We start from the raw sequence: 22,300 nt of genomic DNA, 5'->3' as shown, positions 1-22,300 counted from the left end.
CCTCGGGGGTAATATGAGGAAAAATTGGGTGGCTTTGCTTTCTGCGGGGCTGTTTTTTGTAAGTCTGTTGCTGCCTTGGCTTTCCGTTTCCTTCTACAACCTCACTGGAGCCTTCCCAAACTTCCAGCAAGACTTCTCTAACCAAATCAGCGTTTCACTGTACTTTTGGGGCTTCACTGGAACAGCTAACGGCGTAAACCAAACGCAAATCCTGCCCTACTGGTTTAACTGGGCAACCACCGCCATGATTCTGGCTGCAGGCATTTTGGCAATCAAAGGCAGCTTAGCAACAGGTAAAACCGCCAAACGACTTCTGATTCTTTCAGGCATAATCGCCCTTGCATGCAGCCCCATTTTCTATTTAGGTTTAGGCGCCACTATAGTTCAAACTCCAATTCCACAAGAGAAAGCAATCGCGGGGCTCTTTTCACCCGCCAGCTTCGGTTTGACACCCGAGGATGTATCGGGACTCCACTCACAATACGCGTTAAGCTTCTACTGGTTGCCCGTGCTTGCAGGAATTCTCGCGATTATGTCGTCAAAATTGGCTGCTAAAAAGACAGCTCGACTTGATGCTGGGGTTCCGCCAAATTTGTGAGTGTTTTGGTGTTTTTTTCTTCAAATGACTCTGAAAAATTCGGTTTTGACATCAATTGGCGGTTTTTTTGGTTACTATCTTTATATTCTTTAAGTTAGTTTAGCAGGTTGCTGTTGTAGTCTCTGCATGTTGGTTAAACGCCTTCTGTATATCCAGCAGCAACTTCAGGCATAGTAAACGCGAAACCAACCTTTAGGCAGGTTGAACACAAGCTTGAATACACATAACTTCATGGAAGAAACCGTAATTCCCGCGTTAGGCAGACTTCCTGTGCCAGTGCAGAAACTGTACCTGTTCTACTTCTCCCTTGAGTTGGTTATTTTAGGCACAATCTTTGGATACTGACCCCAAATATCTCTGGTCTTCTTTTCACGGCTTTTCTCTAATGGGTTTTGCAGGTTTTTGTAGTTGCGCACTTTTTTGCCGTGCAAAAATCGCCTCAGTCTCTGGACCGCCAATGTTTTCGACGACCTGTTTGAGTTGTTGGGGGATATCTATGTGTTGGGGGCAGCGTTCCACACAGGTTTTGCAGTCTTGACACAGAGCGGGGTCTGAACGTTTTCCATGTAAGCCACCCATCAGTATCATAGCGTACTTGCTGCGGGTTTTTTGCTCATCCCCAAACATGCACATATCATTGTATATTTGGAAACTGCCGGGTATGTTTACCCCAGATGGGCAAGGCATACAATATTGGCAGCCCGTGCAGGGAATCTTTGTTAGCCGCCGGTAAGCTTTTGCCACGTTTCCGATAACGGATAATTCATCTGCTTTCAGGGAGTTGGGCAACGCTGTTTCGGCAGTTCGAATGTTCTCTACAATCTGCTTCTCATCGTTCATGCCCGAAAGCACCACCGTTACCTCAGGGTGATTCCAAACCCAACGCAAAGCCCACTCTGCAGGCGACAGCCGTTTTTCTGTCTTGTCATAAATCTGTTTCACTTCTCGGGGCGGGTCGCAAGCCAACGCTCCACCCCTTAACGGCTCCATAACCATAACCGCAAGCTTCTTGGACGAGGCATATTTTAGCCCCGCTGTTCCGGCTTGGAGGTTCTCATCCAAAATGTTATACTGTATCTGACACATTGCCCAATAGTTAGCGTCCACAATTTCTCTGAAGGTTTTAAGTGACCCATGAAACGAGAAACCCTGGTTAACGATTTTTCCTTCCGCCTGAGCCTTATCCAAGAACTTCAAAGCGTCAAAGCCTTGAAGTTTTCGCCAAGACCGTTCCTCCAACCCATGCAGCAGGTAGTAGTCGATGTGGTCAGTTTGGAGTTTCTGCAGTTGGGTGTTTAGCATTTTCTGCATGTCTTCGGCTTTGCTTAACATGAATGAGGTGAGTTTGGTGGCGATTTTCACTTTTGCGCGGTAACCGTCCTGCAAGGCTTTTCCGAGCAGTTTTTCGCTCTCGCCGCCATGGTACGGCGGGGCAGAATCAAGGTAGTTAACGCCGTGGTCAATTGCGTAGCGAATTTGGCTTATCGCGCGTGGCTCGTCGATGTTTTGCCCTTTTACTGGCAATCGCATGGCTCCAAAACCTAACGCAGAGAGTTTGTCGCCGTTTTTTGGTACTGTTCGGTACTGCATTTTCTTGACTCCTGATTAAAAGCTGCTGCCCATTGGCTGTGTAGCTAACAAAAAACATCTCCTAAAAGCTTTACCCACCAAAACACAATGCTTCTTTGGGTTACTCATGAGCATCCAGACCAATGTTGCTGAGAAATGCAAATAAGCGCCGTTGTTGTCTGAGTAACTCGGACAATGAGGATATCGAGGTACGGAGACGCTTAGCCCGCGGATGAACTCTTTTTCCGCTACTGAGTCCACAACAACCATTCAACTAATATTTTTTCAAAAAAGCAGTAAAGAGTGATAAAAACAAGATAGAATAAGGCATGAAGTATACTGTGGAACACTAAAAAGAAAGTGGGTTAAAGCTTTCTTTTTAGACTGTTCGGTTGCCTTTAAAGTATGCCCATGCACCGACTAATCCAACAGTGAGGCATGCTCCGGCAAGACCTGATATCAGAAAGCTCGTGATACCGCTAAGCATTGGCAGAACAGAGATCATCCACGGGATGAAGTAGGTTGCTGCGAGTTGTGCTAGGACGCCGGCCATGAACCCTAAAATGGCGATGATTCCGAATACTTTTAATCTGTCACCCATTGTTTTCACCTTTGTATAGCAATTACACTATGGGTCTCTTTAGTCTAACTAACATGTTTATGTTAAAAATTTCCATGCGCGCTATTCCGGCTTTATTCCAATAATTAAAGCTCCAGCCCTTTTTTTCAGGCACGTATAGCCCTACGTATATACGAGCATATTGACGCCATATTAACAATGTATAAGACAGTTCTGTGCAGTCACTGTAGTTGGAGGAATAGAATTGTCTGAAAGGTTCGCTAAAAAATGGGAAAGTAAACGGGAAGAAACACCGTTCACTAATCGCATAAAAGACGCCGTGAAGCCACCAGGCCCCCTGAAGCCACGTTTAGATTTCGCCGTTAGACGTATTGATCTCCAAGTCCAAAAACTCGACCAAGCAACCGACAGATTCAGCCAACGTGACAAAGCAATCTTCGCCCGCATCGTTGACGCCTACACCAAACACGACACTGCACGCGCAAACGTCTTTGCTAATGAACTAGCTGAAGTCCGGAAAATGTCCAGATTAATCATTAACGCGAAGCTTGCCCTTGAACAAATAACATTAAGATTACGAACAGTATCAGAACTTGGCGATGTAGTTTCCACTCTGGGACCAGCAGTGGGAGTTCTACGGTCCGTCAGATCAGGATTAGTCAGCGTGTTCCCCGAAGCAGAAAATGAACTCGGAGAAATAGGCAACATGCTCAGCGGAATAATGATCGAAGCAGGACAAGGTTCAGGAATGACCCTCAACTTCGACACAGTTAACGACGATGCATCCAAGATCCTTGCTGAAGCCGCAACTGTTGCAGAACAAAAAATCAAAGACCGCTTCCCCGACCTGCCACCAAGCATGCCCGCAGCGCCCTCGTCCCGCACCGAGCAAACAACACAAGGATTCTAAAAGGAGGATAAAAAATGTCTCAAACATCCCCATCCAATCTTTTTCTTTCAATTGGTAAACCAGTGAAAGACGAATACGGCCGTTTAGTTGGGAGAATAATCTCTTTCGCCACCACGCCAAGTGGAAAGTTCGAAGCAGCATTTATCGAACAAAGCGATGGCAGATTCACAAAGCAGCCCATGGAGTACCTCATATTCAATGGCGCTGATGTCATATTCATTTCAAAAATTAAGGCTAAAGCCGCAATCTTCTGCGACCAGATTCCGTTTATATGGCGCAAAGACAAAGCCCTAAAGGACTTGGCTGAAAAACGAAAAATCGCCCAAGTTCTATACACAGAGCTCCACAGCAACTTCTCTACAGTCCTAAGCCAGCTGCGCAAAGACGCTCAGCTGCTGTTGGACGAAGCCGCTCAGGGAATTAACCGATGTGAAGATGAAATTCAAGCTTTAAGCTACGGTGTTTTACACTTGGAGTTAGAGCACGAAATCGGGAAAATCAACGACGAAGCATACCGCAACGGCTTTAGTATGCTTCAGGAAACCCTGAAACGTACTGCCGCCGAAAAAGCTGACTTGGAATCAATTAAGACCAAGCTTTCCAACATGCTCATCGGGGAATCCCCAGTTGTTGCTGAACCCAAGTTGCCCGAACAAAAACCATTGCCTGAACAGAAACCCCCAGTTTACAATGAACCCGCTCAAGAATCACCTCGCCCGGTAGCAGCTCCAGAGCCTGAAGCGCCAGAGCTCCCAGAACCCCCCGTTGTAGTTTACGTCAAAGAAGTCGGAAAGGCTGGAATATAGCCGGAAGAGTAGATGGGAAAGATAGCAGGGTGCGGAGGGAACAAAAATTAAAGTTTTAGCCCGCCACGCTCCTCCTCCCGTCAAAGAACTAGCAACTAAATCAATTTACACGCTTCGAGTTCAGCAAAACAAGCTGGAGCAGGCTAGCTACCGCCTTAAAGAACGCGATAAAGTGCTTTTCGAAACCTGCATGAGCGCGTTGAAAAAGAATAACAAAGAACGCGCGTCGGTTTGCGCTAATGAACTCGCTGAAGTCCGTAAGCTACTCAAGTTTCTATACAATGTTCAGTTAGCTATAGAACGCGTTGTGCTTAGACTTGAAACCATCAAGGAACTCAGCGAAATCGTTGTGGACCTTAAGCCTGCGTTGAAGCTGTTGCAGAATGTATCGCAGGAGCTTTTCCAAGTGTTACCCGACGTGTCCGCAGAGCTTAACACAGTCCAAACCACCATCAGCGAGACGCTTTACGCCACCAAAGTTACTTCTGATGCAGACGCTGTGATTCCAGTCGGAAACAAAACAGAGGGCGGCGAAGAAATCCTCAAAGAAGTTTCAAACTTCTTGGAGCAGAAACTCGCCGATACTCTGCCTGAACCGCCTGCAACGGAGCCGAAAGCCACTGTTGCACCCAAAGCAGCCCCCGTGAGAGAGCTTGTTGCTCTGTCGGCTTCGAATTCGCAGGCGGTTGGACGTAAGTCGAAGGTCGATTCCTCGCGGAGTGCACCTCAGACCACGTTTTCCTATCGGAAACAGGAAATCAAGGAGTTCTCGTTGACCGTTGATAAGTCCTCAATTGAGGATTTGCTGTTGGAGTACGTTCGTAAGAGTAATGGTGAAATAGACCTTACACGTTGTTCCAGTGAGTTAAACACTTCAAACAAGGAAATTGAGAAAGCCCTTGAAAGCTTAGGCAACAAGGGACGTATAAAAATTGAACTGAGACCGCCAGAATAAGTCGATTAGAGGGGAAAACATGAGCGCTTCACAAGAACTTGAAAGAGTAGCAACAGCTTACGCATTAGAAGCCGTGAAAATGGACAAGCAAGGCAACAAAGGCCGAGCTATAACTCTGTACCAGAAAGCCATCGAAAGCCTGCTTCAACTTGTCCAACTTTATCCGGAATACGGCTTAAACAAAGTCTATGTGCAACGAGCCATCGCATACCAAGAACGAATTAAAGCCCTGCAGGGTGCTGTTTCGGTTCGGGGTGTGCGGCATGAGATGGAAGAGCAGACAGTCGAGGAAGACGGTGTAGAACGCGCTGCACCTGCAGGCGAACCCGACGGTGAAGAGCTCATAGTTACGGAGAAGCCCCATGTTACGTGGGACGAAGTTGTAGGTTTAGAACCCGCCAAGAAAGCCGTTAAAGAAGCTATTGTTTACCCTGTGCAGCGGCCTGACCTGTTTCCGTTGGGTTGGCCGCGTGGAATTCTGCTTTTTGGTCCTCCTGGTTGCGGTAAGACGTTGCTGGCTGCGGCAGTTGCCACAGAGATAGATGGAAACTTTTACAGCATTGATGCGGCGTCCATTATGAGCAAGTGGCTGGGCGAGGCAGAGCAGAATGTCGCGAAGCTGTTTGGTTCTGCACGTAAAAGCTCCCTTGATGGTAAACCTGCCATCGTGTTCGTGGACGAGTTAGACTCCCTGATGGGCACTCATTCTAATGAGGTGGGCGGCGAAATCCGTGTTAAGAACCAGTTCCTCAAAGAAATGGACGGCATCATGGACAAAGGCAAGCAACTGCACGTTTACGTCATCGGCGCCACGAACAAGCCTTGGGATTTGGATTGGGCGTTTATTCGCCGGTTCCAGAAGCGTATTTTGGTGCCGTTGCCTGACCACAATACACGTGTAAACATGCTCAAGTTCTACACTGGGAACCTTCAGACTGAAAAAGATGTAGACCTGCATGAGTTGGCAAGGCTTAGCGAGGGCTTCTCAGGCAGCGACATACGGGACGTTTGCCAGTCAGCGCAGCTTTCCCTTATCGGAGAATTCTTCGAGTCAGGCAAAGCCTTAGACAAAGCCGCAAAGCCAAGACCCTTAATCATGAATGATTTCAGACAGATATTTGATGCGCGAAAACCCAGTGTTTCCATGGATATGCTGGCGTTGTATACCCGTTGGTTTGAAGCTTTCAAAGCACTTTAGAAATATGGAGAAAAGAGGCACACGGCAACTAGTTGGGTGGACAGGTTTGGGGGCGTCTCACACTTTTTGCACGCTTCCCTTTCTCCCTTCAAAAGCCTCCAAACCCCACACACCAACAACAGCACTATTTTTTATTTTTTGAGCACTTGCTCTTCTATGAATGCGGCTAGTTTGTCCGGATTTGTTAGTGCATTGATGTAGGTGGTTTTGGGCTCCAGTTCTTTGGTGTTAAATGGTCCACTGAAGGCAAGGATGGGCGTGTAGGCTTCTTTGGCGTATAGAGCTTCCTCTTTGGTTTTAACTACAGAGATTTTGGGGATTGCGGGGTTTTTTGCCATAACCTGTTTTAAGCCTTCAACCAGCACAATGTCGTTGCCTGCGCATTTCTCTAAAAGTTTCTCAAAGGAAACCTCTTCAGCGGGGATTTTTTCGATGGTGGTGAGTTCTTTAGCGGAGAACGCAACAATGGTTTTGGCTCCGTGCTGGGCAAAGCGGTAAGTGTCTTTTCCGGGCGTGTCGAGGGTGAAGTCTCTTTCGGGGACGTGTTTTATGGCTGCCACTTTGTAGCCGAGTTTGGAGAGTTCCGAGATGAGGTTTTCGGTGGTTGTGGTTTTGCCTGATTTTTTGGTGCCAATGATGGAGACAACTTTCAAGATTGCATTTCTTCCCTGAATATGTCTTCAAACATGCGTTTGTCGATGTGAAGCTCTTCCGCTAAGCCTTTGACCATCTTTACGTAGATGCGGAACAGGTTCTGCATAATTTCGGCTTTCTCTCGTTCGCTGATTTGTTCTTCGTCAGCCATGAGGAGCGCGAACCATTTGCCTAGGTCGGTGAGTTGGTAAGCTTTGACCCAGATGATTCGACCTTCTTTTTCGTTTTTTTCCATGGCTTCGTTTAGAACGCCGAGTTTGGTGAGGGTTTTGAGGTTTTCGATTATGGTTTTGTTGGAGAAGTTGAGTTTTTTGACGAGGTCTTTTTGGTAGATGCTTTTGGCTACGCCTTGCTCTAAGGCGAATTTGAGGAGGTCAACTGCGGCTTTGGAGCCGAATATGGCGCTGAGAACCTTGTTTTTCTCTTCGCCTGGAAGAAAAAGTACATAGGGATATAACTCTGCGTTCATGGATTGCACTCTAACTACTCTTTTTGTTTTAGCAATTTAAGATTTATGGCTTTTCTGGCAATTAACGTTCAGGGGCGGTAGCCTAACCGAAAATTAGAAATTCATTTTCTGGTGATATATCGGTTGGGGACAAACTCGTGAATTTACCTACACGCATCTTTTTTTCTCTTTAGCCCTCGGTTTTCTGCTGTTTGGTCAACCCGGACCTGCCCTTCTGGTTGCCCTTGGGGCGCTTCTGCCTGATTTAGACAGAGAATGCTGTTCATGAAAATCAAGCAGTATCGCGATGAACAGCTTCATCGCTCCCTGTTCCACAATTTCTTTGTCATAATCGCCGTCTTCTTGGTCAACCCCTTCGTTTCCTTGGGCATGTTCCTGCATTCTTTCCAAGAATCTCTTACAACGGTGAAAGACCGAGGCTGCGAATGGCTCTACCCTACCTCCCCGCTCCCGTGGGCTACTGGAAACCGCTGACCCCGACCTTCAGGTAGCTGGCGACAAACCCGTGCCCTGGCGCAGAACTTGGGGTCCAGCCTTAAACGGGCAGCTACTCGACACAGGCTTTCTAGTAGGCTCCATATCCTGATTCTTCTGTGGGTATTCTTGCCCGATGCATCCAACGCTGAACGGTTGGCTGCTTTCTTTACCCGAAACTGGCGTGGTTGCCTGCTTGGTTTTGGTTCAGTTGTGCTGCTTTTTGCTGCAGGCGGACTGGACCGAAGATTCAGGGCAGAAACCTTCCACATTCGTCTGCTAGACGTTTTGAAGGTGGCTCTTTTTTTGGCTGGGCTTGGAGTAGGCGGTTATGGGATTTGCTTCTATCGAAACGACCTGTTAAGCAGCTTCCTGGCTCATAACTGGCTGTTTATTCTTTTGAGCGCAACGGTAGTGGTCGGGGTTAGTGCAGCGGTAATTGCCTTGCAGATAAAGATGAACAAAACCGCAACAGTATAAGATGCTGCCTTCTCTTCCCTATTTTAGGCTGCCCTTAGACCAGATAGGTAGTTGATGTTCCAATCTTTGGGCTTTCTTTTGAAGTGCGCTTTCTTTTCCTAATTGTGTGTCGATAATTTTTGTCGGAATGTGTTTGCAATAGCTTTTTTAATCCTCATTTTGTCTTCTTAACGCGGTGCATCAAAACGGCTTCCACAGAAAATTGGATCCCCCGAGACGGAGACACTTTCGTAACCCATGAAGGCTTCATATTCAACACGCTTGGCTACGAGCATCCCGGCGGACGCGTGTTCGCGTTCCTTAAATATATCCCCGCCGAGTACCAAGAGCTCTTCCACGTGGAAATGCTTGAGCGGACGTGGCAGTTTGGCGGCAAGAAACTTTTCCGCGCCGAAAAACTCTACACCGCCAAAAACTATCAATCCTTCATTGAAACCTTCCGGAAAAACTTTCCCGACTACCTCTACTTATGTCCCTTCCGCAACAAGGAACTCATCAGCGCCCCAATCCGACGTATCGCCGAAGTTTTTGTTCCCCGCGACTGCTTGCAAACCATCCTTGCTTTGCCCAGCCCCGATAGCATGCAAGCTTTAGCTGTGGAGCTTATAACCATGCTCAGCAAGGAGTCTGGTGTTCGTCTTAGTCACTTTGGCATGCACGGCTCCATTGCGCTAAACATGCACAGTGAAGAAAGCGACATCGACTTTGTTGTTTACGGCACTGGAAACTTTCGTGTGGTTGAAGAAACCATTGAGCGTCTGGTGAACGCTGGGACTATGCGTTATATTTTTGGCAACAAGCTGGACCGCGCCCGCAAATTCAAAGGCAAGTACAAGGATAAAATTTGGATGTTTACGGCTGGGAAGCTTCCTGAAGAAGTGTATGAGAAGTATGGTGAATACCGCTTCATACCTACCACGCCTGTAAAGTTTCAGTGTGTGATTAGTGATGACACGGAGGCAATTTACCGCCCCGCGATATACCGGCTTAAAGATTATGAGCCTGCGGACGAGAAATCCCAGCTTCCTCTTGACCAAGTTCCCGGCTGCATCCTAAGCAACATTGGCTGTTACCGTAATGTTGCCCGAACTGGTGATAAGGTGAAAGTTTCTGGGATGCTGGAAAAGGTGGAGTCTGTTAAAACAGGCGAGGCGACGTATCAGGTTGTGGTTGGAACAGCAACGTCTGAGGAAGAACAAATATGGCCGCTATAAAGAAACTGCGTGACCGCGACGGCGTCCTCACCAAGGAAGGCTTGATTTTCCGCGTTTTCGGCTACAGTCACCCCCGTGGCGCCTACATATGCGACGCCGAATACGCTTCTGCCGACATTTTTCACTCCAAGGATAAGCGGGCGCTTCGTAACGGTGGAACCAGCGGGAAAGTCTTCTACAAATTCTACGATGATGAAGGCTGGAAATTCGTCTTCAAAAACTACCCCCAATACACCTTGGACCACAAGATGTTGGGCGTTAAGGTTGTGGGTATAAAGAAAGGTGACATCGCGGAGGCAAGGATGCCGCAGCGGCGGCTGCAGGTGTTGGCGGCTGAGGGTTCTCCTGATGACCTTGTGGCGGCTACTCAGCGTGTGTTGGAAATTTCACTCAAATGTTCGGGGTTAACCATCAAGGATTTTGGCGTTTTTGGGTCCATGCTGCATGGGTTCCATCATCCTGACTATTCGGACATTGATTTGCTGGTTTATGGCGGCAAAGAAATCGCTAAAGTGCGCGAAGTCCTCGGCGACCTTTACAGTGATGGGCTTTCGGGTTTCCGTAACGAGTTTTCAACTTCCGCCGCGATGGATGGTAAGAAATGGCGGTTCAAGAATCTTAGCGTCAGAGAGTTCTTGTGGCACCAGAAACGCAAACTCATCTACGGTTTATATGACGACCGCCAAAGTGGGCGAACCATAAAAGCCGAGTTTGAGCCCGTAAAGAGCTGGGAGGAAATCAACAGTGAATACAACTCTAAAACCAAGATTGTGCGCAAAGGCTGGGTTAACCTGAAAGCCCGCGTGACCGAAGATGCTGATGCTCCGTATATTCCGTCGGTTTACGGCATTGAACCCCTAAACGTTTTATCTGGTTCAAAGAAGGCTTTGGAGGCTGTGCGTGTGGTTTCCTACATGGAGGAGTTCCGCCTGCAAGCCCACAAAGACGAAACCATAATCGTGCAGGGCAGCCTTGAAGAGGTTCAATCGGAAAACGGCAGCTTTTATCAGGTAACCCTGACTTACTGTCCACGTTACTATGAGCAAGTGCTCAAAGTTGCTGACCTACGCGTGTGACAGGGTGAGGTAGTCGGCGGGTTGGTTGCCGATTATGACGCGGTAGTGGCTGTTGCCGCTGCGTTTGTCGGTGACCCGTTCCACTTTGCCTTGCGCCACAACTGCTTCGCCGGGTTTGGCTTGCATGCAGAATCTGCCGCGAAATGACGCCACTTCCGTGAGGGGCTCCAGTTGGGGACCTTCTAAAATTTTCACTTTTTCCAGCTTGTAGCTGCAGGGTGTGAACAATGCTTCGGAGTCATCCACCACCAAGGCAGAGACCTTGGCGTAGCCAGAGTTTTCGTAGCACACATCACCATACTGTTCATCTACTTCCTGCCAGTCTTTGACGAACCGCACAAAATAGTCGGTTCCATCGTACATGCCTTGGAAGAATTTGCGGGTTTCGACGCGTTCGAAGTCCTCAAAACTCATCTTGGTGTCTTTCGAACGGAACTCGAAGAGCGCCTGCAACTCTGAGCGCGTGTATGCCTTGAAATGTGATGTCTGCGTTTTTTGCAGCCTCTCCATGGCTTCGTAGGCTTTGCGGCTGTTTTCTGTGCCGTACACGAGGGGGTCGATGTCGCTTTGCAGCGTGAACAGTCCCGCCATAACTGAGCCTGAGATGCCTATGCTGCTCCACGGAATCCCTGCTGCCTCCTGCAACTCCTCCGCCAACGCCACAGCTTTCTGCTCCAGTGGCTGCAGCTTGCTGGCTTGGCGCAGCTTTTCAAGGGCTTCGATGGGGTTGTAGTGTTTGGTGATTTCGGTGGTTGAGACTTCGCATAGATTTTCGCCGAAAACGGGGTCAAACACGAGCAGGTGCGGCGTTTTCTGTTTTAGGTATTGGTAGCGTTCGGCGAGGTTGTAGACTTTGCCGTACAGGTTGCCTTGGCTGCTGGTGCGGTTGCCTGTGGGGCTGGGGATGTATCGGGGAAACGCCAAGATTTTGTTTGGGGGGTGAACTAAACCTTTTACGTCGAATATGACGTTGTTGGCTGTTTGGATGAGGTCGCCTTCACGTGCACGCATAAATTTGCCTTCTGAAGTGGGGTTGTAGTGTTCTTCAAGTGTTTGTACCTTTTTACATAACGTTAATAAACCTTTTTTGCGCCTCAATAACCCACGGTGCGCACTCATGGCCCAATTCAACAAGGCAAAACACATCTCCCGATGCCTAGAAATGGCTATCCTCTTCGAAGTCAGCGCCAACAAACCCGGCAACGTAAACTTCGTGGTCGGCTTTGAAGGCACCCGCGTAGAACACTTCTTGGCTTCAGCCGTGGCCGCGTCCGCTTCATTTGAGGAAGCCGCCAAACGAGGCATAGCCATCCAAAACGGGCAACTACAAGTCAACCAAGCGGGTATGGGTGAACTTATGCGCGACTGCGTCGCCGACATAGACGCATGGCAACACGGCGGCAACACCCTGCTGGGCACTGTGATGCTTTTTATCCCCTTGGCAGTCGCGGCTGGCATGACCCAAATAGGCGAGAAGGGCGAATTTGACCTCAAGCAGCTTCGGGCAAACATGAAACTTGCTGTCGAATCCACCACGGCACAGGACGCCGTGAACCTCTACGATGCAATCGCCATCGCCAGCCCCAGTGGCTTAAACGACGCCCCTGACCTAGACGTAAACGACGCCAACTCCAAAACTCGCCTTGTCGAGGAGGACGTTTCGCTTTACCAAGTCTTTAAGATTGGCGCTGGCTACGATGACATCTGCTATGAGTGGGTCAACAACTTTCCCATAGCTTTCGAATTGGCTTATCCTTACCTGATGGAGCAGTTGTACGAGAAAAAGAAGTGCCTTAACACTGCCATCACCCACACCTTCCTCAAAGTGCTCTCCGAACGCCCCGACACCTTCATCTCCCGAAAAGTCGGCTTAGAAAAAACCCTTGATGTCTCCAAAGACGCCAAAAACGTCCTCGAGTTAGGCGGCTTAGACACTCCCAAAGGCAGGGAAAGTATTTTGCTCTTTGACCGCAAGCTTCGGGAATGTGGCAACAACTACAACCCTGGCACCACCGCTGACATAACTGCCGCAACCTTGGCGTTGGGCACGTTAAGCGGCTACCGCCCATAACTTTGCGTCTTTTGCTTCTTGTTCTTTATATTCCAGTACCGGCATGGTAGGGTAGGTGCTGAAAGGTATGCGTCAAGTAGACATCCTCAAACTTGACCTCGCCGCGGGCAAAGCGGAACAATTACCTGATTACGTGGCGGATGAAGTGCCCCTGCAGATTTCTGTGAACACCACCTACTCGTTTGTGATTTGGTGCTCTCCCCTGCAATTCAAAGAGTTGGCAGTGGGGTACCTGCTGGCGGAGGACGTTTTGCGTTCGGCAGACGAAATCGCCCAGATAACCGTCGACGAAGCCGCCTACACCTGCCGCATAACCCTCAACTCCGATGTAGATGTGGAGGAACGCATGAAGCACTCAAGGGTGCACTGGCGCGTAATTCCCCTCATAAAAGCCAGCACCTCACCCTACGAACGCAGAGAAACCATCCCCAAAGTCAACTCCCACTTCAAAGTCAAAGCCCAAGTCATCATTGACTGCATCAACGACATGAACAAACGCGCCAAAGGTTTCCAACAAACCGGCGGGCTGCATGACTCGGCGATTTACCGAACCGACGGGTCCTTGGTTGCGTTTTCGGAGGATGTGGGCAGACACAACACCGTGGACAAAGTCATCGGCACCGCCGTGTTGGACCATGTGGATTTGGGCGAGTGCTTCATGACCATCACGGGACGCGTGCCCGGAGACATGATTTATAAAGCCGCCAAAGTCGGCATTCCTCTTGTGGCTTCGATGGCTGCGGTGCTTTCGTCGGGGGTGGTGTCAGCGAAGAGGGCAAACATGGGGCTGGTGGGGTTTGTGCGGGGCAAACGCATGAACATCTACTCCGCGCCCGAAAAGATACTCTTCTAAACCCCCTTTCACATACATAGTTACAGTTACGGTGACTTCATGAATCGACCTGACATACGCAGATTACCCAAACGGGCAAACCCCACCGAAGCTGTGGAAAAGTTGCTTACAAGCATCCCCAGAAACGTAGCATGCACCGAAAGCATCCCGCTGGAACAGTGTCTTGGGCGCGTCTTGGCGACGGATGTGTTTTCAGTTTTGAGCCTTCCCGATTACGACAAAACCTTCATCGACGGCTACGCCCTTAATCCCCAAGAAACAAAAGCCGCTTCTCCAGCTAAGCCTGCAACATTCAAAATCGTGGGTAAACTGTTTCCCCCAGACCACCCCACCACCCTGCAACTTAAGCCCGGCGAAGCAGTTTACGTTGCCTGCGGCGCACCCATCCCCAAAGGCGCCTCTGCTTCGGTGAAGGTCGAAGAAACCCGCCTCCGCGACGACACCGTGGAAGTGGTCAGGGAAATTAAGCAGGGCGAAGGGCTCATTCCGATGGGTGACGACATGAAAAAAGGCGACCTTCTTCTCAAGAAGGGTCAGGTTCTGCGTTCCCAAGACGCCGGGCTGCTTGCCTCCAACAGGCTAACCCGCGTGGACGTTTTCAAGAAACCGGTCGTCGCGGTCATTTCGGGCGGCGATGAGCTGCTTAAACAACGCGAAAACGAGCCCTCCATTTTCGCCAACAATTACGCCTTGGTCGTGGCGGGGTTGGTTTCAGAGTTAGGCGGCGAACCTAAGCTGATGGGTATCATGCCTGACGCTCTTGACAAAGTCACGGAGAAAATCCGCCAAGCCCTCCAATCCGCAGATATTGTGGCAACCATCGGCGGCTCCAGCGTGGGCGTGAAAGACTTTGTGCCCGACGCCATCAACGCACTGGGCAACCCCGGCGTCGTCTTGCAGGGGGTGTCGCTGCGTCCAGGAGCCCTCGCAGGTTTTGGCGTCGTCAACGGTAAGCCTGTGGTGATGTTGCCTGGGCACATCGGCAGCTGCATCGGTGGCTTCTACCTGTTCATGGCTCCGCTAATAGCTGCCTACTTGGGTTTGGCTGCGGATTCAAGTGTTCCGAGGGTTCCCGCCGTCTTGGGTGAAGAGGTGCATAATGGTCCTCAATTCCGCTTCCTGCTCGTTCACCTAAAGCGGGCAGACGGAAAACTGGTGGCAACGCCTACAGCAGGAGGCTCAAGCGCCCTAACAACAATCGTCAAATCCAACGGGTACACCCTAATTCCGCCCCACACCAACAAGGAGAAAGGTGACACAGTTGAGGTTTGCCTCTTCAACAAGCTAGAACTGACACAGATTGAAGTCTAACCTCACTGAAGTGATGCACGATACAAGTTTTTGCCGTCTATTAGCATCCAAATAGCATATCTATGCAGAACCTATAGAGGGGTAGAGGCTACCCGAAACGTAACTCACCTACTGCCTGTGGTGCTGGGCTATCATTTGGGAAAATTGAAGGGATATGAACTGTTTTGGGCAGGGACTAACGGTATATATTAGAATAGTTTGTATTAACCTCTCACAGTAGATATAGTGAGGATACAAGCTTGGAACGCAAAATCATGTCTCTGGGCAAATCATCCATGGTCATCTCCTTGCCAAAAGACTGGATGGAAATGAACAGACTAAAGAAAGGTGACTCCGTTTCCTACGCCATCCAGCGCGACCGTGCCCTAATTGTTTACCCCAGCAACCAAAACAAAAACGAACCCCAAGAAATAACCATAGACATCGGCAAAGACGACGACGAAACTCTCATCACCCAAAAAATCTTAGGCGCCTTCCTGAACGGGTACTCAGGCATAAAACTCCTTTCCGAAAAAGTCTTCACCGTACCCCAAATAAAGGCAGTCCGCAACATGACCGGCAGGCTCTACATGCGCGTCATGGAATCTGACTCCAAAAGCGTCTACATCCAAAGCTTAACCGACGAATCCCAAGCCTCCCTAGACCAAGCGATTCAAAGGATGCACCTGATTTCACGTTCCATGTGCGAAGACGCCATCAGGGCAGTATGTGATAACGACGTGACTTTGGCGAAGTCAGTGTTTTCCCTCGACGATGATGTGGACCAGTTTGCCTTCTTTATCATCAGGATTCTGCGAAACGCCGCCCAAGACCCCGTTTTGGCAAACGAGCTGCACATTGACGCCTTGGATTGCATGGATCATCAGATGCTGGTTTACCGTATGGAACACGCTGCCGACTACGCAGCTGACATCGCCCGCCACATAATCATGCTCGACGGCTACCAACTCAAAATTCCAGACGATGTGCTGGAACTTGTTGTGGTGGCAGGTGTGGAAGTGGTTGAGTTGTACGGCAAAGCGGTGGGTGCCTTCTTCACAAAAGATGTCCCCTACGCCGTAGACATACTCAAACACAAAAAAATAATCGACAGCATAGACGTAGAAATCGCCTCCCGAGCCTTCACAGGAAAACAGAAAAACGCCGAGTTAGTTTGCGCCATCTGCTCCATACGAGACAACATCAAAAGAATCTCTCACTGCGCCATAAACATCGCAGAAATCGCCATCAACCGCTCCTACAAAATAGAACCCTAAAAACAGACTAAAAAGAAAACAGCTGGCTTTAACGCCTAGCTGTAACTACTTTTGTTGGCTTTTAGTTATCTCTGAGTTGAGGGCTGATTGCCATGTGCTGAAAGGGTTTGAAGTTTTTGGAGGTGAAGTGTTTGTCAATTAGGATTCGGGCGTCAAGAATCACCAGTTCTTTCTCGTTGAGCAGCAGCGGGTTCATGTCAATTTCTTTGATTTGCGGAAAATCTGCCAGCAACTGGGAGAAAAGCAGCAATGTCTCTTCAAGCAGTTTCAGATTGGACGGGGGCACATTGCGGTAACCTTTCAAGAGGCAGTAGACTTTGGTTTCTTCAAGCATTTTCCGAATCAGGTTCCTGTTTAAAGGTGGAAGCCCAATGGCGTAGTCTTTGTAGAGTTCCACGCCTACCCCGCCCATGCCAAAAAGAATGGTGGGTCCAAAGAGGGGGTCGGTTTTTCCGCCTATGATAAGCTCACACCCTTTGGTCTTGGCCATAGGCTGCACAGTAACCCCCAGCAGCTTCGCGTCGAGGTTATATGCTTTGGCGTTTGCCAGAATTTTTTCAAAGGCTTGCTTCACCTCCGAAGCGGACTTTAAGTCTAAGACAACGCCGCCTGCATCTGACTTATGGGTGATTTGCGGAGACAAAACCTTCAACGCAACGGGAAAACCAATCTGCCCAGCAAGATCCGCCGCAACCTCGGGGGTGGTTGCAACCCAAGTTTCCAAAACTGGAAAACTGTAGCACTTCAAAACCTTCTTGGCTTCATACTCGGTCAGAACTTCCCGGTTCTCGCTGGCAACCTTGGCGAAAATGCCGTTAATTGATTCTTTGGCTTGTTCAGGCTGCAGGTTGGCTTGGGGTTTCTCGTCGGTTTGGTTGATGCTGCGTTGGCAACGGTACAGGTTCATGTAGGTTTTAACGGCGTTCTCAGGCGTCGGATACGTGGGGATGCCATTTGCGTTAAGCAAGGTTTTGGCGTCTTGTAGCATTCGGTCACCCATAAAGCTAACAAAAACAGGTTTGCTTTCGGCATGTTTGACTAACTTAACAATTGACTGAGCAATTTCAAAAGGTTGTGAAATAATTTGCTGCGTAAAAATCACCAACACTCCGTCAACGTTTTCGTCAGCCAAACACGCGCCAAGAGCCGCGTTGTATCTTGAAGCTTTGGCGTCCCCCAAAACATCAATGGGGTTTCCGTGGCTCCAGAAAGGCGGCAAAACCATGTTCAGCCGCTTGATTGTTTCTGGGTTTAACTGGGCGATTTTTCCGCCTTGTGCAATCAACTCATCCGTAGCCATAACACCCGGACCCCCAGCGTTAGTAATCACCGCCAGGTTGGGTCCTTTAGGCAACGGCTGCGAACTCAGCATCTCCGCCACATTAAACAGGTCCTCAATTTCCTCCACACGCACCACCCCCGCACGTTTGAAGGCGGCGTCGTAGATGTGGTTCTCGCCAGAAAGCGAGCCCGTATGAGAAGCAACGGCTTGGGCGGTTTCGCTGAATTTCCCCGCTTTAACAACTATTACGGGTTTGGTTTTGGTTATGCGGCTGGCGGCGCTCATGAATTTGCGGGCGTCGGTTATGCCTTCGATGTAGAGCAGTATGCTTTTGGTTTGGGGGTCTGCGCCGAAGTAGTTGATGAGGTCGCCAAAGTCTACATCAAGCATGGAGCCAACTGAAACGAATTTGCTGAACCCGATGTGTTTGTCAATTGCCCTGCCCAGAATGGCGGAGCCTAATGCGCCGCTTTGGGAAATGAACGCGATGTTGCCGGGTTTGGGCATTTTGTCAATGAAGGTGGCGTTGAGTTTGGCGTTTGGGTGAATTACGCCGATGCAGTTGGGTCCAATGATTCTGATGCCGTACTGTTTTGCGACTTGGAACAGCTTCTCCTCTAAAGCTTTGCCTTCACTGCCCGTTTCTTTGAAGCCTGCGGAGACGATGATGACGCCTTTTACGCCTGCCTGTCCACACTGTTCCAGAACGTTAAGAACCGTTTTGGCGGGTGTAGCGATGATGGCAAGGTCAACGGCTTCGGGAACTTGGCTGATTGAGGGAAAAGCTTTAACCCCCAAAATTTCGGGTTTGCGCATGTTAACAAAGTAAACTTTGCCTTCGTAGCCTGATTTGACAAAGTTTTGGATGATGGCGTGTCCTACGGATTCTTTTTCGTCACTGGCTCCGATGATTGCAACGCTTTGGGGGTTAAAGATTTTGTCCAAGCCTGAGTCGGCAATGCTGGGCTGCAGCTTTTTTTGCAAGTAGTTGTGGATGCTTTGAGCGGCGGTTTTGCCTGAACCCATGGCGCTGATAACGGTGGCTTCGCCAGTTGCGATATCGCCCCCCGCGTATACCCCATCTAAACTAGTCTGTCCAGTTTTCGGGTCTGCTATGATTATGCCTCTGCTGGTGGTTTGAAGACCCGCGGTCGTGCTCTGGATAATGGGGTTTGGCGTTCGCCCTATGGCGACAATCACCGTGTCAACATCCATGACTGCTTCAGAGCCAGGCATGGGAGCTGCGGCTCGTCTGCCTGAAGCATCAGGTTCCCCAAGAGCCATAGTCATAAACTCCATGCCCTTCACGTTGCCCTTCTCGTCACCCAAAAACCGCGTCGGAGAAGCCAAGAACTTGCAGACGATACCTTCTTCTTCAGCGTGAGCAATTTCCTCCAGTCGGGCAGGCATCTCTTCACGGGAACGGCGGTAAGCAATGCAGACGTGTTCGGCTCCAAGCCGCAGGGCACATCGGGCGGAGTCCAAAGCTACGTTTCCGCCGCCGATGACGACCACGTTTTTGCCTATGCGGATTGGGGTTTTGAATTCGGGGAACTTGTAGGATTTCATCAAATTAACGCGGATGAGGAACTCGTTGGCGCTGTAGATGCCGCCAAGGTTTTCGCCGGGTATGCCCATAAATCGGGGAAGCCCTGCACCTGTGCCGATGAAGACAGCGTCAAAGCCCTGCTTGAACAATTCTTCGATGGTGAAGAGTCTGCCGATGAGGGCGTCGGTGCGTAGTTCTACGCCTAAGCTTTTGATGTAGTTGACTTCGTCTTGGACAATCTTTTTGGGTAACCTGAATTCGGGGATGCCGTAAACCAGCACGCCGCCTGCAACGTGAAGCGCCTCGTAAACCACCACCTTGTAGCCCAGCTTAGCCAAGTCCGCTGCAACAGTTAAGCCGGCGGGACCTGCACCAACCACAGCAACCTTTCTGCCGTTTGACGCAGGCAATTTGGGGGCAGCACGGCTATTTTTAAGTTCATAGTCTGCAACGAAACGTTCCAGTCGCCCAATCGAAACGGACTCGCCCTTCTTGCCCAGCACGCACTGCTTTTGGCATTGGAGCTCTTGGGGGCAGACTCTGCCGCATATGGCGGGCAGGCTGTTTTTCTCTTTTATTTTGCTGATGGCTTGGTCGTATTTCTGTTCCTTGACGAATTTGATGAACGCAGGTATGTCAACGCTTACAGGGCAGCCTTTCACACACTGGGGGTTGGGGCAGGTTAAGCAGCGGCTGGCTTCGGCTAAGGCGTCTTGTTCGCTGTAGCCTTGAGCGACTTCTGTAAAGTTGCGGATGCGTTCTTTGGGTTCTTGGCTGGGCATTGGAACAGCTTGGAGACGGTTTTGCATTTTGTTTTCCTCCGTTAGTGCTGGTGGCAAGTGCATTGCCCTCCGTGGTGTGGTTGGTTGGCGGATTTTTCTTGGTCCACGTAGCCTTTGAGGCGCTGCATGAGCTCCTTGAAGTTGACTTGGTGGGCGTCGAATTCGGGTCCGTCTACACAGGCGAAGCGGATTTGGTCTGCTACCGCCACGCGGCAAGCTCCGCACATGCCCATCCCGTCGACCATGATGGGGTTAAGACTGACGATGGTTTTGATTTTGTAGGGCAAGGTTACGTCGGAGGTGACTTTCATCATGATAGGGGGCCCAATCGCGTAGACTGAGTCAAACCCGTAGTTTTTGTCGATTAGGGTTTTTAGAACGTCGCTGACGTAGCCTTTTTGTCCTTTGGAGCCGTCGTCAGTAGATATGTAAAACTCGTCGGAGACTTGACGCATTTCGTTTTCCAAAACCAACAACTCTTGGTTGCGGGCGCCAATGATGGAGATTACCGTGTTGCCAACTTCTTTGAGGGCTTTGGCGATGGGGTACGCTGCAGCTGTGCCGACGCCTCCACAGACCACGGCGACTTTGCCGTAGTTCTTGATTTCACTGGGTTTTCCAAGGGGTCCTGCGATGTTGAGGATTTCGGAGCCGACTTCAAGTTTGCCTAACTCTATGGTGGAGAAGCCGACTTCTTGGAAAATGAGGGTGATGGTGCCTTGGTCGGGGTCCCATGTGACGAGGGTGAGGGGGATGCGTTCGCTGTTTTCGTGTACGCGGAGGATGACGAATTGTCCGGCTTTGGCTTTTTGGGCTATGTCGGGGGCGGTGACGGTTATTTGCTTGATTTGGGGTGCGAGTTGGGTTTTGGTGAGGATTTTGTGGGTTTTGGTTATTATTTGGGTGGTTTGGGTTTGGAGTTTGGACATTTTGGCAGCCTCTCAACAACTATACAATATTTACGTGTATATACAATACATACAATTAACTTATAAAAACCTTCCCCAAGCCCAACAAACACGACGCAAAACCCCAAAACAAAACAAACACAAAAGCCACAACCACCCCCAAGCAAACAAAAACCCCTTTAAACCCCGATTTTTCTGGTTCAAATCAAAACCAGATACTGCAGGCTGCGTTTCACGTTTTTGCGGTAGCCTTAATTGCTTTTCCCACCTAAGTGATGCATCAGGGAAGTGTTTTCCATGCGCGATTTGAAGTACGCCATTAAGCTTTGGATGATTAACGAGGAAGGGGAATCAGTTTTCGGGGACGGACTGGCAGAGTTGCTCGAAGAAATCGACAAAACCCACTCCATGCTCCTGTCAGCCCAAAACCTAAAAATGTCCTACCGCTACGCCCTGCACAGAATCACGCTCGCCGAAAAACGCCTCGGACAACTTTTAGTGAACCGAACCCGCGGAGGCGCCAAAGGCGGCGGATTCTCAGAAATCACCCCCTACGGCAAAGAACTCATCACCCGATACCGCAAAGCACAGACAGAACTGGATTTGGCACTGAAAAAAATCCCCTAAACAACACACGCATACGAAGTGCACGTTTTGATGGTTCTGCAGGGTTTGGGCGGGGCGAAGGTTTATTTCAACGATATTACACGTTTGTAACATCGAATGTGTCATGAAAATCAAAACCGTCAACATGCGTGCCAGTGCGGGCAAGAGGGCGACTGTGGACTTAGTTTTGATGGCGTTGTTTGCCAGTTTAGGTTTAGCCACCAAAAACGTCATTCACCCGTTGGTTGCTACTTTGGCGGGTCCGCTTTACATTCCGACGGGTGCGTTGGCGGGCGGCATCTACATGATGTGGCCAGTCATGGCGTATGGGTTTGTGCGCAAAACAGGCGCCGCCACCGTAACTTCTTTGACCCAAGCTTTCATTAGCTTGTTGCTGCCGTTTGGCAACTTTGGGCTCCTGTCCTTTGTGATTTATTTGGCGCCGGGTCTTGCCATCGACGGCTTTTTCCTGCTTTCGCGGCACAAGGCGTGCTGTGCGGGATGCTGTTTGGGGGCTGGGGCAGTGGCAAATGCTGTGGGAACGGTTTTGGTGGGCAGTTTGATTTTGGTTTTGCCTGAGTATGTGTTGCTGTTCATCGCGTTGGTTGCTGCGATAAGCGGCGGCATCGGCGGGCTCATTGCAAACATGCTGCTGGTTCGAACAAGAAAACTTGGGTTAAGAGTAAACGAAGGTTAAAA

Annotated in this window: 23 protein-coding genes; 15 read left to right on the top strand and 8 right to left on the bottom strand. The window is 49.7% G+C overall.

What is annotated here, in order from left to right; genetic code table 11:
• The first annotated feature begins 13 nt into the window (after window positions 1-13).
• Window positions 14-598 (top strand): hypothetical protein, encoded by a 585-nt coding sequence (locus ACBZ72_08360; protein ID XES76188.1) that lies wholly within the window; start codon window positions 14-16, stop codon window positions 596-598.
• Window positions 599-811: 213 nt separating this feature from the next.
• Window positions 812-943, top strand: a complete 132-nt coding sequence (locus ACBZ72_08355) for a hypothetical protein (protein ID XES76187.1) — start codon at window positions 812-814, stop codon at window positions 941-943.
• 24 nt (window positions 944-967) lie between these two features.
• On the opposite strand, the gene ACBZ72_08350 is transcribed toward ACBZ72_08355, so the two are convergent.
• Both ACBZ72_08350 and ACBZ72_08345 read right to left on the bottom strand, forming a co-directional pair.
• Entirely contained in the window at window positions 968-2,188 is a 1,221-nt protein-coding gene (locus tag ACBZ72_08350; protein ID XES76186.1) for an aldo/keto reductase, read from the bottom strand.
• A gap of 358 nt (window positions 2,189-2,546) precedes the next feature.
• Window positions 2,547-2,768 carry a hypothetical protein gene (locus ACBZ72_08345; GenBank protein ID XES76185.1) on the bottom strand — a complete coding sequence of 74 codons (222 nt, stop codon included), beginning with the start codon at window positions 2,766-2,768 and terminating at the stop codon, window positions 2,547-2,549.
• Window positions 2,769-2,991: 223 nt separating this feature from the next.
• On the opposite strand from ACBZ72_08345, the gene ACBZ72_08340 reads away from it, so the two are divergent.
• From ACBZ72_08340 to ACBZ72_08325, 4 genes are read left to right on the top strand one after another with little or no spacing between them, the layout of a single operon-like run.
• Window positions 2,992-3,657, top strand: coding sequence for a Snf7 family protein (locus ACBZ72_08340; GenBank protein XES76184.1), 666 nt, complete (start codon window positions 2,992-2,994; stop codon window positions 3,655-3,657).
• A gap of 14 nt (window positions 3,658-3,671) precedes the next feature.
• Complete coding sequence (locus ACBZ72_08335) at window positions 3,672-4,463, top strand: CdvA-like protein (GenBank protein ID XES76183.1); 792 nt, start codon at window positions 3,672-3,674, stop codon at window positions 4,461-4,463.
• A gap of 46 nt (window positions 4,464-4,509) precedes the next feature.
• Window positions 4,510-5,418: a Snf7 family protein gene (locus tag ACBZ72_08330; protein XES78670.1), complete on the top strand. Its 909-nt coding sequence runs from the start codon at window positions 4,510-4,512 to the stop codon at window positions 5,416-5,418.
• A 19-nt stretch (window positions 5,419-5,437) separates the two neighbouring features.
• The gene (locus ACBZ72_08325) at window positions 5,438-6,616 is read left to right on the top strand and encodes an AAA family ATPase (protein ID XES76182.1); all 1,179 of its coding nucleotides are present in this window, start codon (window positions 5,438-5,440) and stop codon (window positions 6,614-6,616) included.
• A 131-nt stretch (window positions 6,617-6,747) separates the two neighbouring features.
• Here the strand turns inward: ACBZ72_08325 and mobB are convergent, their stop codons facing one another.
• The 3 genes from mobB to ACBZ72_08310 all read right to left on the bottom strand — a co-directional run bounded on the left by mobB (window position 6,748) and on the right by ACBZ72_08310 (window position 8,120).
• Window positions 6,748-7,269: a molybdopterin-guanine dinucleotide biosynthesis protein B gene (mobB, locus tag ACBZ72_08320; protein ID XES76181.1), complete on the bottom strand. Its 522-nt coding sequence runs from the start codon at window positions 7,267-7,269 to the stop codon at window positions 6,748-6,750.
• Window positions 7,266-7,739, bottom strand: a complete 474-nt coding sequence (locus ACBZ72_08315; protein XES76180.1) for a hypothetical protein — start codon at window positions 7,737-7,739, stop codon at window positions 7,266-7,268. Before ACBZ72_08315 ends, mobB begins: the two co-directional genes overlap by 4 nt.
• Window positions 7,740-7,934: 195 nt before the next feature.
• Complete coding sequence (locus ACBZ72_08310) at window positions 7,935-8,120, bottom strand: hypothetical protein (protein XES76179.1); 186 nt, start codon at window positions 8,118-8,120, stop codon at window positions 7,935-7,937.
• 222 nt (window positions 8,121-8,342) lie between these two features.
• Here ACBZ72_08310 and ACBZ72_08305 point away from each other — a divergent pair, with 222 nt between their 5' ends.
• The 3 genes from ACBZ72_08305 to ACBZ72_08295 all read left to right on the top strand — a co-directional run bounded on the left by ACBZ72_08305 (window position 8,343) and on the right by ACBZ72_08295 (window position 10,983).
• Entirely contained in the window at window positions 8,343-8,693 is a 351-nt protein-coding gene (locus ACBZ72_08305) for a hypothetical protein (protein ID XES76178.1), read from the top strand.
• Window positions 8,694-8,812: 119 nt separating this feature from the next.
• Window positions 8,813-9,907, top strand: a complete 1,095-nt coding sequence (locus ACBZ72_08300) for a hypothetical protein (protein XES76177.1) — start codon at window positions 8,813-8,815, stop codon at window positions 9,905-9,907.
• Window positions 9,895-10,983 (top strand): nucleotidyltransferase domain-containing protein, encoded by a 1,089-nt coding sequence (locus tag ACBZ72_08295; protein ID XES76176.1) that lies wholly within the window; start codon window positions 9,895-9,897, stop codon window positions 10,981-10,983. The genes ACBZ72_08300 and ACBZ72_08295 overlap by 13 nt, the downstream gene beginning before the upstream one ends.
• Here the strand turns inward: ACBZ72_08295 and ACBZ72_08290 are convergent.
• On the bottom strand, window positions 10,972-11,994 hold the full coding sequence (locus ACBZ72_08290; GenBank protein XES76175.1) for a hypothetical protein: 1,023 nt from the start codon (window positions 11,992-11,994) through the stop codon (window positions 10,972-10,974). The genes ACBZ72_08295 and ACBZ72_08290 overlap by 12 nt on opposite strands.
• A 106-nt stretch (window positions 11,995-12,100) precedes the next feature.
• Here ACBZ72_08290 and ACBZ72_08285 point away from each other — a divergent pair, with 106 nt between their 5' ends.
• From ACBZ72_08285 to ACBZ72_08270, 4 genes are all read left to right on the top strand, one after another.
• Window positions 12,101-13,054: a triphosphoribosyl-dephospho-CoA synthase gene (locus ACBZ72_08285; protein XES76174.1), complete on the top strand. Its 954-nt coding sequence runs from the start codon at window positions 12,101-12,103 to the stop codon at window positions 13,052-13,054.
• 67 nt (window positions 13,055-13,121) lie between these two features.
• Window positions 13,122-13,907, top strand: a complete 786-nt coding sequence (gene fdhD, locus ACBZ72_08280; protein XES76173.1) for a formate dehydrogenase accessory sulfurtransferase FdhD — start codon at window positions 13,122-13,124, stop codon at window positions 13,905-13,907.
• Window positions 13,908-13,946: 39 nt separating this feature from the next.
• Window positions 13,947-15,218 (top strand): molybdopterin molybdotransferase MoeA, encoded by a 1,272-nt coding sequence (locus ACBZ72_08275; protein XES76172.1) that lies wholly within the window; start codon window positions 13,947-13,949, stop codon window positions 15,216-15,218.
• A gap of 239 nt (window positions 15,219-15,457) precedes the next feature.
• The gene (locus tag ACBZ72_08270) at window positions 15,458-16,474 is read left to right on the top strand and encodes a PhoU domain-containing protein (GenBank protein ID XES76171.1); all 1,017 of its coding nucleotides are present in this window, start codon (window positions 15,458-15,460) and stop codon (window positions 16,472-16,474) included.
• 61 nt (window positions 16,475-16,535) lie between these two features.
• Here the strand turns inward: ACBZ72_08270 and gltA are convergent, their stop codons facing one another.
• Both gltA and ACBZ72_08260 read right to left on the bottom strand, forming a co-directional pair.
• Window positions 16,536-20,114 carry an NADPH-dependent glutamate synthase gene (gltA, locus tag ACBZ72_08265; protein XES76170.1) on the bottom strand — a complete coding sequence of 1,193 codons (3,579 nt, stop codon included), beginning with the start codon at window positions 20,112-20,114 and terminating at the stop codon, window positions 16,536-16,538.
• 14 nt (window positions 20,115-20,128) lie between these two features.
• Window positions 20,129-21,016, bottom strand: coding sequence for a sulfide/dihydroorotate dehydrogenase-like FAD/NAD-binding protein (locus ACBZ72_08260; GenBank protein XES76169.1), 888 nt, complete (start codon window positions 21,014-21,016; stop codon window positions 20,129-20,131).
• 276 nt (window positions 21,017-21,292) lie between these two features.
• Between ACBZ72_08260 and ACBZ72_08255 the strand changes: the two genes are divergently transcribed.
• Together ACBZ72_08255 and ACBZ72_08250 are read left to right on the top strand one after the other, a co-directional pair.
• Window positions 21,293-21,622 carry a winged helix-turn-helix domain-containing protein gene (locus ACBZ72_08255; GenBank protein XES76168.1) on the top strand — a complete coding sequence of 110 codons (330 nt, stop codon included), beginning with the start codon at window positions 21,293-21,295 and terminating at the stop codon, window positions 21,620-21,622.
• A gap of 103 nt (window positions 21,623-21,725) precedes the next feature.
• Entirely contained in the window at window positions 21,726-22,298 is a 573-nt protein-coding gene (locus ACBZ72_08250) for an ECF transporter S component (GenBank protein XES76167.1), read from the top strand.
• The last annotated feature ends 2 nt before the right edge of the window (window positions 22,299-22,300 follow it).

The organism is Candidatus Bathyarchaeia archaeon (assembly GCA_041447175.1).
Classification (GTDB): Archaea; Thermoproteota; Bathyarchaeia; order Bathyarchaeales; family Bathycorpusculaceae; genus JADGNF01.
This window is presented reverse-complemented; position numbering and strand designations above follow the sequence as displayed.